This window comes from Rhizobium sp. L43 (genome assembly GCF_002531725.1).
Classification (GTDB): Bacteria; Pseudomonadota; Alphaproteobacteria; order Rhizobiales; family Rhizobiaceae; genus Rhizobium.
In genome coordinates this window covers 1-13717 of sequence record NZ_NWSQ01000032.1, presented here as the reverse complement: position 1 = coordinate 13717, position 13717 = coordinate 1, and the positions used below count along the sequence as shown (strand labels likewise).

Below are 13717 nucleotides of genomic sequence, written 5' to 3'. Positions count from 1 at the left end.
ACTAATATTTTGACCTGGAAGAGCCCACTACCGTTACCGCGACCTGGTCGCGTTGCAATGATGAAACGGGGTTGCGCCTCACACCTGCGTTCCAGAGTGTCCGGGCGAGACCGTGACGACCACGGCCCCGCCGGACGTTGCCTTGGGAGGCTGACTTCTGGACAATGTTCGTGACGAGAGCTTAGTGCTTCATGCGCAGGATTGGCTTGATGACCTTGCCGCTCTCGGAATCGGCCATTGCCTCGTTGATCTGGTTGAGATCGTAGAACTGGACGAGCTTGTCGAACGGGAACCGTCCCTGCTGCCAGTATTCGATGAGCTCGGGTATGAATTTGGAGGGAATGCTCTGGCCTTCGACCACACCGACGAGCGTACGGCCGAACAGAAAGTTGCCGATATCGACGATCCCTTCCGTTCCGAGCGCGGACGATCCGACCAGTCCACAGGTTCCTGGGGTGCCGAGGCAATCGACCGCCTGGCGAAACACCTTCGGCGAGCTCGTGCATTCGAGACTGAAGTCTGCGCCTTCGGGAATGATTTCCCTGATCGCCTTGACGCTATCCCTATTGCGGGCGTTTATGATGTGGGTTGCACCCAGTTCAATCGCCAGTTCGAGACGTTCATCGTTAAGGTCGATCACGATAATGGTCGAGCATCCGGCAATCTTCGCCGCCATGACGGCTGCCATGCCGACCGCACCCGCGCCGAACACTGCAATGGAAGATCCCGGTTGGGGCTTGAGGCAGTTGAGAACCGCTCCGGCGCCAGTTTGCAGCCCGCAGCCCAGCGGTCCCATGAGTTCGAGGGGAACATCTTTGGAAACCCTGACCGCATTGCGCTCGCTGGCGATGGCATAGGTGGCGAAAGAAGACTGCTCGAAGAAGCACCCGCTGATCTGGGTACCGTGTGAATCATGTAGCGGGCAACTGCCATCCGGCCGGGTGCCACGGAAATTTCTGCCGAAAAAGTCTTCACAATAATAAGGCGTGCCTCCCCGGCACTTCTCGCATTTCCCGCAATATGCGTAGCTTAGAGCCACGTGGTCGCCGGGCGAAAGCTCTTTTACATCGGCCCCGACCACTTCCACGACGCCGGAGCCTTCATGGCCGAGAACCACGGGCTGCGGTACGTCATATCCTTGGTCGCGAACAACCATGTCGGTGTGGCAGACACCGCTCGCCACGATCCGGACGAGGATTTCGTCGGGGCGAGGTTGATCGATACCGATGCACTCCAGAACAAGAGGCTTTGCCTTTTCGCGCGAAATTGCAGCGTATGCTTCTTTCATAAAATGACTCCATCAGTGCGCGCTCGGCCGGTAGGTGACACTTGTAGGCGTTCGCAGACAATCAGTCAATTATCTTCAGTGAACCAAAATGGTCGCTGAGGCCATCCCAGCCCGCTACACGGACATGTAAAGAGAAAAATCGATGTAATATCAATTGCTTCCTCAGGGTATTCGGCCGATCTAGATCTTGGTCCGAATTGTTGGCTGTCTTAAAACTGGAATTCGCTTGACAGATTGACTGATTCAGAAGTGGCATTCATCGAACGCGCCGGCTGACGGTGGTGCCCGTATTTCCTGCCTCGCGGCCTCGCTTTCCGGGTGATGGTAGCGATTATGGCTCCCAACTTCCTTTTTATGAACCTCGCCGGCGAGGCGCGGTCTCCTCTGGTTCCTGTTGGCGTGCTCGTGGGTGAGGTGACGGGCGGCTGCTTTGTCTTATTGCTATATCGAACCAAGCAGCAATAAAAGAATAAAAAAATCAGTATGATAACACAGAAGACACGTCAAAAAGCTGAAATTCAATATAGTTTATTGACAGATTGTCTGCTTATTCATAATGATGCGATCTGCCGTTTGTGGGGAGAATTCAGCGATGTCTGGAGGATAGCGGCGCTCCAGATCGCAGACAAAATGACCACGTTGGGTGGCAAGAGGAGGAGAATTTCGATGAAAAGACGTACATTCCTACAGACGGGCAGTGCCTTGATTGCAGCTGGCGCGTTCGGAATACCGGGCATCCTGCGGGCAGAGGATACGATCACCCTGCTGCCCGACACTTGGCCGTCCGAAGGGGAAAACCCCGTCGTCGACGCTGGTAAGTTTGCCAAGTCAGGTCCCTGGAAGATTGGTCACAGCCACTATGGCCTGGCCGGTTCGACGCACACCTATCAAACCGCATTCGAGGCCGAATACGAAATCAGCAGGAACAAGGCCCGTGTCGGCGACTATCAATTCCGAAGCGCCGACCTCAACGCCTCAAAACAGGTCGCCGACATCGAGGATCTGATCGCACAAAAGGTAGATGCAATCATCATTGCGCCGCTTACGACAGGCTCGGCCGTGGAAGGCATCAGGAAGGCGAAGGCTGCCGGCATTCCGACGGTCGTCTATCTCGGTCGCGTCGACACCGACGAATTCACGGTGCAGGTCCAAGGCGACGACTTCTACTTTGGCCGGGTGATGGCGCAGTTCCTGGTCGATAAGCTCGGCAACAAGGGAAAAGTGTGGGTGCTGCGTGGCGTCGCCGGACATCCGATCGATGCTGATCGTTACGCCGGGGCGATCGAGGTCTTCAGCAAGTCCGGTCTCCAAATCACCTCAACCCAGCACGGCAGCTGGTCCTACGAGGACTCAAAGAAGATAGCCGAAAGCCTCTATCTGTCTGATCCGGATGTCGCCGGGGTCTGGACTGACGGCGCGAACATGTCGCTCGGGGTCTTGGACGCGCTGCAGGAAGCCGGGGCTTCCACCATTCCACCGATCACGGGAGAAGCGCTCAACGGTTGGATGCGTCGTTGGAATGACGAAAAGCTCTCTTCGATTGGGCCCATTTGCCCTCCGGCTCTTTCGACGGCAGCCCTGCGTGCGGCCTTCGCGCTTCTCGAAGGCAAGCCGATCCAGCGCAACTGGACCAACCGGCCCAAGCCGATCGTCGACGACAATCTTGCACAGTTTTACCGCTCCGATCTCACGGACGCTTACTGGGCTCCGACAGAAATGCCGAATGAGAAGCTCCTCGAGTACTTCAAGGCCTGACGCATGGAGGGCGCGGACAAAGCGCGCCCTCTTCACCCTCGCAGATGGAAGTGTTCATGAGTATGCTTGTCGAGATGGTCGGCATAAACAAGTCCTTTGGTGCGGCCAAAGTCCTGTCGAATGTTCAATTTTCGCTTGAACGCGGCTCCGTCCACGCATTGATGGGCGAGAACGGGGCGGGAAAATCCACGCTGATGCGAATTCTGGCCGGCGTCTATCAACAGACCGCTGGACGCATCCGTCTGCGAGGAGAAGAGGTGACCTTCCGTTCCCCCAAGGAAGCGCGTCTCGCCGGGGTGTCGACAGTGTTTCAGGAGTTCACCCTCATCCCCAATCTCACGGTCGCCGAAAACATGTTTCTTGGACACGAACCGCGGCGTGCCGACGGGTCGATAGACACCGCCGAGGTCGTCGAGCGATCCCGCAAGCTGCTTGTCGACGTTTTCCCTCAACTGGACGCCACGGCGATTGTGGAAACGCTGACGGTTGCCCAGCAGCAGGCAGTGGAAATCGCCAAAGGTCTGACATCCAATGCCGATGTCTTCATTTTCGATGAACCGACCGCGGCACTAAACTCGACGGACGTCGCTCATCTCTTCAAGGTCATCCGCGATCTGAAGGCGCAAGGGAAGGCTGTCGTCTACATCTCGCATCGGATGAACGAGGTGTTCGAACTGTGCGACACCATCACCGTCATGAAGGATGGGGCTTGGGTAAAGACAGCCAGGGCAGAAGACTTCAATCTCCAAACGCTTGTGGCAAACATGGTTGGACGCGAGCTTCAGAATTTCTTTCCGCCGAGGGCGCAGACCATTGGGTCGCCGATGCTCGACGTGGCAGGGCTTCGTCTCAATGACCATGGCCCGCCAGTCGGTTTTTCCGTACGCACGGGCGAGATCATCGGACTGGCCGGGCTGGAAGGCCAGGGGCAGCGCGAAATCATGCGTGCGGTCGTCGGGGTCGAAACCGCCGCAGTTGTGACCGTCCGGCGTCGCCGCGACGATAGCATGATCGGTGTGAACGTATCCTCCGGCTTTTCGAGTGCGATCTCAGCCGGCATTGGTTTCATTCCTGAAGACCGCAAGCAGGAAGGCTTATTTCTTCGGCTTCCGATCTACGATAACATCGCACTTGGCAAGCAGTTGAACCGGAACATGGCGAGCGTTGCATGGCGTTCCATCTCCAGGGTTCACGATGTCATAAAGTCGCTCCGTGTTGCGGCTGCCGACCCAGCCTCGCCCGTCGGCAAACTTTCGGGCGGAAACCAGCAAAAGGTCCTTCTTGGCCGCTGGCTGCTTTCGGGGGTTGATATCCTTGTCATCGAGGAGCCGACACGTGGCGTCGATGTCGGCGCTAAAGCGGAAATCTATAAGCTCCTTCGCGATTTTGCCGATCGTGGCGGTGCAGTGATCGTCTCGTCACGCGAGCACCCCGAACTGATCGGGCTCTGTGACAACATCCTGGTCGTTCACGACAAAAAGATCGTCGGACAGATGCCCGCGCTTGATGCCACAGAGGAAACCATCCTGGGAACCGCACTCGGTTCGAACTCCGCGCACGATCCGCGCGCCGCTGTTCATTGAGGAGGATACATGAATACCGTCGCAAAGTTCCTGAAGGCACCCTATAGGGCGGGTGCGATCCGGCTGTCGATCGGGACGCTATTCGTGCTGGTGGTCGCCTCGGTTATCCTGCTTCCACAATTTCTGGCGCCGGAGAATCTGTCGAACCTGCTGGCCCAATCCACTGTTCTTGTTATTTCTGCGCTAGGCCAGACCTTTGTGATCCTGACGGGCGGCCTAGACGTTTCCGTTGGTTCGATCATCAGCGTGACGACTACGATCATGACACTCGACATGCCCGAGGTTGTCCGTGTCATGCTTTGCATTGCGGTTGCGATCGCATTCGGATTGTCGAATGGCTACGGCGTAGCCAGGCTCAACGTCCATCCGATCATCATGACCCTGGCAACCATGGGTATCGGCCAGGGATTGGCGCTTATCATTCTTCCTATCCCCGGCGGGAAGGTGCCCGAATGGCTTTCGGCGTCAGTCGCGGGTTCCGTTGGGCCCGTGCCAAACTCGCTGCTCTGGCTGATCGTCGCCACGTTCGTTGCTGCCTGGTTGCTTTATCGCAGACCGTTTGGCCTTTACCTGTTCGCTTCGGGTGGTAACGACTTCAATGCCCGCATGAATGGCGTCCCGGTCGAGCGCACAGTCATCAAGGCCTACATCCTGTCGGCGCTATTTGCTTGCGCTGCCGGGATGTTCCTCGCAGGTCGCCTTGCCTCGGGCGATCCCAAGGGGGGCGCCACATTCGGAATTGAATCCGTTACCGCAGCAGCGCTCGGGGGTGTTCACCTGGCTGGCGGTATCGGCAGCATCCTCGGCACTGTAGCCGGCGCGGCTATCCTCGGCATCGTCAACAACGTGATGAACCTCGCTAACGTCTCGGCATTCCTCCAGTCGGTCGTGAAGGGCCTTCTGCTGCTAGCACTCGTCGTCTCACAGCGTCGCAAAACGATCGGACTTTGAAAGAGATGGACCTCTCGATGACCACAACGGATGCGAAAATTGAGACGCCATCGCGCACTCTCACCGCCAGGCGCATACTTTCCTGGGTGCTCGGTTTGCCCCCGGCATATTACGTGCTCGCAATCCTGATCGCTGTGGCCCCCGCTGTAAGCGCGACGCTGATCAATCCAAACTATTGGTTCGTGATCCTGAAACAGTCAGCGCCGCTTGGGATCGCGGTGCTGGCGCAATCTCTTGTCATGCGGGTGCGTTCTATTGATCTCTCGGTCAGTGGCGTGTTTGCTTTTTCGATCTATCTCGCCAGCTCCGGGCTCCTCAACAGTTACCCGCCCTTCGTCACGGTCCTGATGCCGATCGTCATCGGCCTTGCCGTCGGTCTGATCAACGGCGCCCTCGTGGCCTATGTCCGCGCCTCCGCGGTCATCGCGACGCTGAGCGTATCGGCGATCCTCATCGGGATCATCCAATTCATGAGTTCGGGCCGTGCACCGGGTTCGACACCAAGCTGGCTTCGCGTCCTGACGAGCGGGAACATCTACGGCCTGTCTTACTCCGTGATCGTCTGGATCGGGATTTCCGTTCTCGTCGCATTAGCGTTCCGCTTCTTGATCCTCGGGCGCTACTTCCGCGCTGTCGGCGACAATCCGAGGGCGGCGGAGATAACAGGCATACCTCTGGCCCGCACGATTTTTGTCTCCCATACACTTGCGGGCACGCTGACAGGCATCGCCGCCCTGGTTCAGGTGTCGGCTCTGGCCGTTGGCACGATCAAGCCCGGCTTCGACACCTTCATGAACGCTCTCGCCGCGACGATCCTCGGTGGGGTGACGTTCGGCGTCGACCGCGGTGGCGTCGCGGGGCCTTTCGTGGCGGTCGTCGCCTTCAGTTTCCTCTTCGCGATGTTGACGGTGTTCGGCATCCAGGAGCCCGGCAAGCTGATCGTCCAGGGCGGGATCATCGCGCTTGCTGCGATCATTTACGGAGCACGCGTCGGTCGCGTCTAGCCGCAAGGATCTGCCAAACAGGTCATTCCCGGTGTCAACGCGGGAGAATGCAGGAGATAAGAATGGTGAAGATAACGGCGGCCGTGGCCGCAAAACCGAAAGCTCCGCTTGAGTTTCGTGAACTTGAGCTGGCGGATCCAGAAGGCAATGAAATTCTCGTGCGGACGGTCGCCACGGGGATCTGCCATACCGACCTGTTGCTCCGTGATGGGATATTTGGGCCTCCCGCCCCGGTCATACCAGGACATGAAGGTGTTGGTATCGTCGAGGCCATCGGGGCGGACGTCCAAGGTTTAAGGGTGGGCGACCACGTTGCGCTCAGCCAGAGTTCATGTGGCTTCTGCGGCGATTGCCGGCGCTCTCACCCGATGAACTGCCAGAACTACACCCAGTACAATCTGACGGGGCTTCGTCCGAACGGCAAGAAGGCCTTGCTGTGTGATGAAGTCGGCATCGGCAGCAACTTTGTCGGCCAGTCATCCTTCGCGACCCATGTCCTGGCGACTGAAAACAACGCCGCGCAGCTTCCCAAGGATTTCGACCTGACGAATGCGGCCCCGCTCGGTTGCGGCATGGCAACGGGAGCAGGTACCGTCATCAACGCCATGAAGCCGGAGATCGGTCAAACCATTGCCGTGTTCGGCGCGGGAGCGGTCGGCATGGCTGCGGTGATGGCCGCCAAGGTCCGGCGGTGCAGCAAGATCATCATCATCGACCTGAACGAGCAGCGTTTGGCCATGGCTGAGACGTTGGGCGCGACCCACGCTATCAACGGCAGGGACCCAGACGTCGTGGAGCAGATCCACGCCTTGACGGGCGGCGGTGCCGATTTTGCGATCGACGCCGTGGGTATCGTTCCCGTCATCCTGAACACGATCAAATGCACGCGGGCAGGGGGTCATGTCGTCCTCCTCGGGCTCGACGCGCTCGGCAAGGATATTCCAATCCCGCTGGACCTCATGGTCTTCAACCGGAAAATTCAGGGTGCCATCCTCGGGGATCAGATCCCGCAGCTCTTCATCCCCCAACTGGTCGAACTAAACCAGGCCGGCCTGTTTCCGTTCCAGAAGCTGATCACAAAGTACCCGTTCGAGAAAATCAACGAGGCCATCGCCGATGCCGAAGCTGGCCGCGTGATCAAGCCCGTCATCGTCTTCAATAGGAGCTTCCCACATGCCATCGAGCAAGTCCGACGAACAGCATCTCATCGTTGAGTTTAAAACATCGACGCGTAACCGGGACCGTGTCAACACACTGCTCCAGGAGTTTGTCGGCCCTGCCCGCGAGGAAGAGGGCTGCCTTTACTACAATCTCTACCAGCGCTCCGACGAGCCGAATACGTTCTTCATTCTCGATGGTTGGGCAAACGAGGAGGCAGCCGCGCGTCACGGAGAATCTGCGAACGTCAAGCGTGTTCTCGAACCGCTGCTTCCGTTGCTGGTAAGCCCCCCTTCCATCATTGTGAGCAGTCGCATCAGCGACTGAGCTTGCGATCGTGCAACACCGAAGGACGCGCTTCGATCCGAGGCGGGTTTTTTTCCAAAGGCTCGCGGGAGGACGAAATGGAGCATCGAGTTGTCATCGTGGGAGGCGGTTTCGCCGGCCTCCAATTGGCCAAGGATCTCAAATGTCCAAACCTTTCGATCACGATCGTCGACAGACGCAATCATCACCTGTTCCAGCCGCTGCTCTATCAGGTCGCAACGACCGTCCTGGCAACCTCCGAGATTGCCTGGCCCATTCGCGCGGTCTTCCGTGGAAGGAAAGATGTCACAACGCTTCTTGGCGAGGTCGTGGGCGTCGATGTCGAGAAGCGGCTTGTCTCGCTCAAGGGCGGTCATGCCATTCCCTACGATACCCTTGTTCTCGCAACAGGGGCCCGTCACGCGTATTTCGGCCGGGATGAATGGGAGCCTTTCGCGCCCGGACTGAAGGCGTTGGAAGACGCCACCACCATCCGCCGTCGTCTTCTCCTGGCGTTCGAAAAGGCGGAGCTGGAAACCGATCCCCAAGCGCGGGCCGCAATGCTGACCTTCTCGATAATCGGCGCCGGACCGACAGGCGTCGAGATGGCCGGGATCATCGCCGAACTGGCTCAAAGGACGCTTGTCGAGGAATTCAGAAACATCGATACGACTTTGGCGCGTATTCTTCTTGTAGAGGCAGGACCGCGTGTTCTGCCTGTTTTCCACGAGGCGTTATCGCAATACGCCGAGCGATCCCTTGCGTCGATGGGCGTCGAGGTTCGCACGGGACGGCCGGTAACCGACTGCACCGAGGAAGGTATATCGATCGGGGACGAGTTCGTCCCGAGCCGTACGGTCATATGGGCGGCGGGCGTGCAGGCATCCAAGGCCGCCGTATGGGTCGGGGCGGAGACAGATCGAGCAGGGCGGGCTATCGTGCAGCCCGACCTCACGATCTCAGAACACCCGGAGATCTTCGTTGTCGGCGATACCGCGAGCGTTAAGACCGGCGAGGGAATGCCGGTTCCTGGTATCGCTCCTGCCGCAAAGCAGCAGGGAAAATACGTCGCCCAGGTGATCAAGGCCCGCCTTAAGCAGCGCTCAGCGCCGCTTCCCTTCAAGTACAGGCATCTTGGTAATCTTGCCACCATAGGGCCAAGCTCCGCGGTGATCGATTTCGGCAGGCTTCGGCTCAAGGGCTCCATCGCCTGGTGGATCTGGGGCTTTGCCCACATCTACTTTTTGATCGGAACACGGAGCCGCATGGCGGTCGCGCTGAGCTGGCTTTGGGCATTTACCTCCGGACACCACTCTGCCCGCCTTATTACCCAGAAGGAGACGCTGAAGGACGAGGTCTAGCAGGGATTTATCAGTGACGTGGCGGAAGCACGCCACGCTTTCGTGGGCATTGCGCGGAACGACCTTGTCACCTGCAGCTATTGAAGGAACGAAACATGAGCGAGTTTTTGAAAGACAGCATTATCATTCCACCGACCTCGACCGTGGAACGCGAGAATGGCGAGTGCCTATCTGAAGGCCAGTCTGCAATAGACGTTGACGCGCTCGACGATGCTGCGCGTGCAAGCGTTGAGGGCCAAACGAATGCCATACGCGTCAGAGAGCCGCGTGTGAAAGCGTAGGACTTTCCGGAAAGATGCCGTTCCCCAGAGACATCCATGGGCTGTTCCATGGAAGGTCCAACTGTGGCACGGCGAGACCAAACCGGCGCGCGCCAAAGACCTCGTGAAACCGGATCGATGGATTGTCCGTCGATCATCTTCCATGTCCTCTTGGCTTGGGGTCGGAGAGGCGGGAGACAACGTAATTTGGAGATAAGTGTGTGGTGGTCTCCCTGTTGAGATACGAACGAGTTGCTAGATCTCACGGTTTCACACATGGACCGTTTTCCGCGTGAAACCAGGATCTAAGACTCACAACGCTTGCCGGACACCGCCGACGGAAGGGTTTATCGAAGGAGGACAAACCGATGCCGGCTCTCATGCAGGCAAAGTATGCGTGTTGGTGGGCGCGTCAAACCCGGTCGGTTTCTGTCTTGCGCAGTCTTTCCTCGAAACTGGCTACCGTGTCGCCGTAGGTGACCTCGACCCTTCAGACTTCAGTTCTTTAACCGCAGTCTCGGGGACGAATTTGTTTCCGGTTAAGGTCAATTTGAATAGGGACGTGTATGTCAATTCAATGGTCGATCAGGTCTACCTACGCTGGAGCCGGGTCGATATTCTGGTGAACATAGCCTTCCGTCGCCGTGAATGCGCCGAACCGCTTTCCGCTACGGATCTTGGGCTTGATGCCGTCTCCAACCTGATAAGGGTGACAAGTGCTTTCGGCTCCCGCCTCCAGGGAGAGGAACTCGCTGTTGTGAATATCGCCTGGTTCGACGAGAAGTCGCTGCTAGAGGCCGACCGCGAAGCTGTGCTCCAAGCGGCCTTACGAACTACGACGAGTGCGATGGCGAAGAAGTATTTCGACTCGGGGCTTCGTATAAACGCTGTTCATACCAGAAATGCGCGTTCTACATCTTACGTTCAAAGTGAGACGCTTAGGACACTTGTTCAAGCTGTCCAATTCCTCGCAAATCCAGAACTGTCTGGAAAGCTCACGGGGAACGTCCTGCACATCGACCTGAAACCTGACGATAGTCCTTTCCGACGATAATTCGAGAAGACATTAACCTGTCGTTAAGGTTGATAGTTTGAGCGTCAATTCGACGTGGAAATCCTAACAAGATGTAAAGCACTTTGCATTTCCGCAGTCGAACTTTCTTCCTCTTCGTTTAGGTCGAATAACTAAAACTCCAGAAATGGGTGGCAGTGCCCGCTTTAGTCATCTGGAGGTTTTATGTTCGTCGATCGCTTGCTATCCGCTTTCAGCATCAGAGCGAAAGTCTTATTAGTACTGGTGCCGCTGGTCATGATCCTGGCGGCCGTCGGTGTCGTGAGCCTACAGGCGACCGGATTGCTGCAATCTCGCCTTCGGCTATCGAGCGAAGTTCTCGAGACTTTGAGCGGATTTCGGGACGTCTCTGAGAGCATGAACCGGTTTTTGGCGCAGAGTTCTACGGAGAACCGTGATGAGGCCCTGGCAAGTCTAAGGGGGCAGGGCGCCACGATGCTGTCGCTTCAGGAAGTCGCCACTGACGTTGGTAGTGACACTCGTGCTCTTGAAAGCAGTGAGTCCGCAATGTCCGCGATTTCTGACAGCATGGACCGCATGTGGTCCCTGCACAACGATGAGCTGTCCATTCGTCGTGACGTTGCCGCAAGCTTGACCGAGATCAAGCAGGTCGCGGCCGACCTGAAGCTGGCCGCGGTTAAAGTCCGTGCGCAGGTCCGCAACCAGGAAAACTCTGGCAAAACGATGCTCAGAGAGGCTACCCGCTCAATCGACACGGCGGCAATTATGCAGCGGTTGTCGGAAAATTTGGTGAATCTGCCGGCCAGCGCGATGCAAACCCCCGAGGCACAGCAACAGGCGCTCATGATCAAAAAGGCGATGAAAACCGTCAAGCGCGTCGTTGCAACGGGCGATGGTGGACAAGCAGTCGCAAACTTGGAACAGGCAATCTCCAGCGTCGTCGCCAATTCCGGGCTGGATAGCGCTTTCCTTCACAGCCTAGGGATCGACCTTAGTGCGTTTGCCCCGCGACTGCGAGATGACGCCATACAGCATATGATCGAGGGAACCCAAGCAGTTCGAGCCTTGGATAAGCCATTGGCGGAATCGGAGACGCTCATTGCGGCAGTGGCATCGGTAGGCCAGGATGCCGATTCGATAGAAATTGAGATAAACAACCTGTTGCGGGCGGCCAGCACTGAAAACCAGGAGCGACTCATTGAGCAGCTTACGAAACTGACTCGTGACACCGTAGCGGTTGGAGGCGTAGCCGGTTCATTGCCAGACTTCCCCAAAATGGAGGAGGTCCTCTACTTACAGGGGGATGCCATCGAACAGAATACCGAGAAGTTGGTCAAGATCGCGGAAGGGCGGCAGGCGCAATACGCAGAGGCGGATAAAACCGTCCAGTCGATATGGAAAAATCTCGTGTCGTTCGCGTCGACTCAGGAACATGACGCTCACCGGGAAAGTGATTTCGCCCGACTATTGTCCGCAGCTGCTACCGTCTCCGGTGTTTTGGTCGCCCTCTTGGCCGGAGCCGGCCTGATGGTGACATTGCGCGCTCCAATCGAACGGATCGCAAGGCGCATGCAGGGGCTAGCGACCGGTGATCTTCAATCAGACATCGTTGGCTGCCAGCGGAAAGACGAAATTGGCGATATGGCTCGCGCGCTTGAAGTTTTTCGCGGAAATGCGGTCTCGAAGCTCGAGGTTGAAGCCCGCGCGCAAGACGACCGTAAAACGGCTGATCAGGAGCGAACGGATCGTGAGTTTGAACGTGCTCAGCTTGAGAAAGAAGTGTCCAGCGCTGTACAAACACTCGGGGAGGCACTCTCTAGATTGGCGCGAGGAGACATCTCGCAGACCATCGACCGCCACTTCCATCCCAATCTCGAGCAACTGCGGCGTGACTTCAACCACTCACTGTGCGTCCTCAGGGAAACCGTGTCCCATATCGACGAAAACACCCAACAAATCAAATGGGGAACCGACGAACTTTTCAAAGCCTCTGATGATTTGTCACGACGGACTGAACGACAAGCTGCTTCTCTCGAAGAAACCGCAGCAGCCGTTGAGCAGGTGACTGCGACGGTGAGGAACTCTTCGGAGAATGCCTGCGAGACACAAGCGTTTGTTTCTGCAGTCAAGGAACATGCAGAGGGCGCGGCCATCATTGTAACTGATGCTATAAGCGCCATGGCACGAATTCAGGATGCATCTTACAAGATCGGTCAGATCATAGGATTGATCGATACCATTGCATTCCAGACGAACTTGCTTGCGCTGAATGCCGGCGTTGAAGCAGCTCGTGCCGGCGATGCTGGAAAAGGCTTCGCGGTAGTCGCACAAGAAGTGCGCGAGCTCGCCCAAAGATCGTCAGCCGCAGCGCTCGAGATCCGGCAGTTGATTTCAGAATCTTCGTCAGAGGTGGCCGTCGGTTCGGATTACGTCGGCAAGACCGGGGAGGCTCTGCACAGTATAGCGGCATCCATCGTGCAGATTTCTGATCGCATTGACCAGATTGTGAGTTCCAGCCGCGAACAAGCGACTTCGCTGGCCGAGATCAATAACAACGTCAATGTTCTTGATCAGGGGACGCAACAGAATGCAGCCATGGCTGAGCAGACAAACGCTGCAACGAAGACGCTTTCTGATCAGACTGTCGAACTCAGCGAACGGCTTGCTGGGTTCAAGTTGACAGATGACAGGCCAGCTCATCGGGTAAGTCTCGCTGCATAAGGCAGGCGTAGTGAGATTCGAAGCATGCCGATGGCGGGCCATGCCGCCATTCGATCGAATGAAAGTCACATACCCCAGCGCACGATTTCGCTTCGATGCGCCGGTCTCTCTCCTGGTAGCTCTTTGTCGCTCTCCGTCGCGCAGGATTCAGCACGGCCCGGGCCAACCTTAAGACAACGAAACTATCATCCAGTGCTCAGACTTTGAAAGGTGCCTATCCGTGTGTTTAAGCATGGAATGTTGACCCCTCTGGCGGGGTGATACTTATCCAATTTTGACCCCCCTTGGATTTCATCC

General features: G+C 57.2%; 11 protein-coding genes. 10 read left to right on the top strand and 1 reads right to left on the bottom strand.

Going from position 1 to position 13717, the window contains the following annotated elements:
* Window positions 1–181 precede the first annotated feature (181 nt).
* Window positions 182–1288, bottom strand: a complete 1107-nt coding sequence (locus CO667_RS29145; protein ID WP_064843739.1) for an NAD(P)-dependent alcohol dehydrogenase — start codon at window positions 1286–1288, stop codon at window positions 182–184.
* Window positions 1289–1954: 666 nt separating this feature from the next.
* On the opposite strand from CO667_RS29145, the gene CO667_RS29140 reads away from it, so the two are divergent.
* The 10 genes from CO667_RS29140 to CO667_RS29095 all read left to right on the top strand — a co-directional run bounded on the left by CO667_RS29140 (window position 1955) and on the right by CO667_RS29095 (window position 13420).
* Entirely contained in the window at window positions 1955–3043 is a 1089-nt protein-coding gene (locus CO667_RS29140; RefSeq protein ID WP_013984701.1) for a substrate-binding domain-containing protein, read from the top strand.
* A 56-nt stretch (window positions 3044–3099) separates the two neighbouring features.
* Window positions 3100–4626, top strand: a complete 1527-nt coding sequence (locus tag CO667_RS29135; protein WP_170961474.1) for a sugar ABC transporter ATP-binding protein — start codon at window positions 3100–3102, stop codon at window positions 4624–4626.
* Window positions 4627–4635: 9 nt separating this feature from the next.
* A complete protein-coding gene (locus tag CO667_RS29130; RefSeq protein WP_013984703.1) occupies window positions 4636–5577 on the top strand; it encodes an ABC transporter permease in 942 nt (313 codons plus the stop codon).
* 5 nt (window positions 5578–5582) lie between these two features.
* Complete coding sequence (locus tag CO667_RS29125) at window positions 5583–6581, top strand: ABC transporter permease (RefSeq protein WP_013984704.1); 999 nt, start codon at window positions 5583–5585, stop codon at window positions 6579–6581.
* Window positions 6582–6643: 62 nt separating this feature from the next.
* A complete protein-coding gene (locus CO667_RS29120; RefSeq protein WP_064843743.1) occupies window positions 6644–7795 on the top strand; it encodes an NAD(P)-dependent alcohol dehydrogenase in 1152 nt (383 codons plus the stop codon).
* Window positions 7755–8066 (top strand): putative quinol monooxygenase, encoded by a 312-nt coding sequence (locus CO667_RS29115; RefSeq protein WP_013984706.1) that lies wholly within the window; start codon window positions 7755–7757, stop codon window positions 8064–8066. Before CO667_RS29120 ends, CO667_RS29115 begins: the two co-directional genes overlap by 41 nt.
* A 77-nt stretch (window positions 8067–8143) precedes the next feature.
* On the top strand, window positions 8144–9406 hold the full coding sequence (locus CO667_RS29110; protein WP_040140070.1) for an NAD(P)/FAD-dependent oxidoreductase: 1263 nt from the start codon (window positions 8144–8146) through the stop codon (window positions 9404–9406).
* Window positions 9407–9501: 95 nt separating this feature from the next.
* Window positions 9502–9687: a hypothetical protein gene (locus tag CO667_RS29105; protein ID WP_013984708.1), complete on the top strand. Its 186-nt coding sequence runs from the start codon at window positions 9502–9504 to the stop codon at window positions 9685–9687.
* A 271-nt stretch (window positions 9688–9958) separates the two neighbouring features.
* Entirely contained in the window at window positions 9959–10720 is a 762-nt protein-coding gene (locus CO667_RS29100) for an SDR family oxidoreductase (protein WP_013984709.1), read from the top strand.
* 183 nt (window positions 10721–10903) lie between these two features.
* Window positions 10904–13420 (top strand): HAMP domain-containing methyl-accepting chemotaxis protein, encoded by a 2517-nt coding sequence (locus CO667_RS29095; RefSeq protein ID WP_096771276.1) that lies wholly within the window; start codon window positions 10904–10906, stop codon window positions 13418–13420.
* Window positions 13421–13717: the final 297 nt, after the last annotated feature.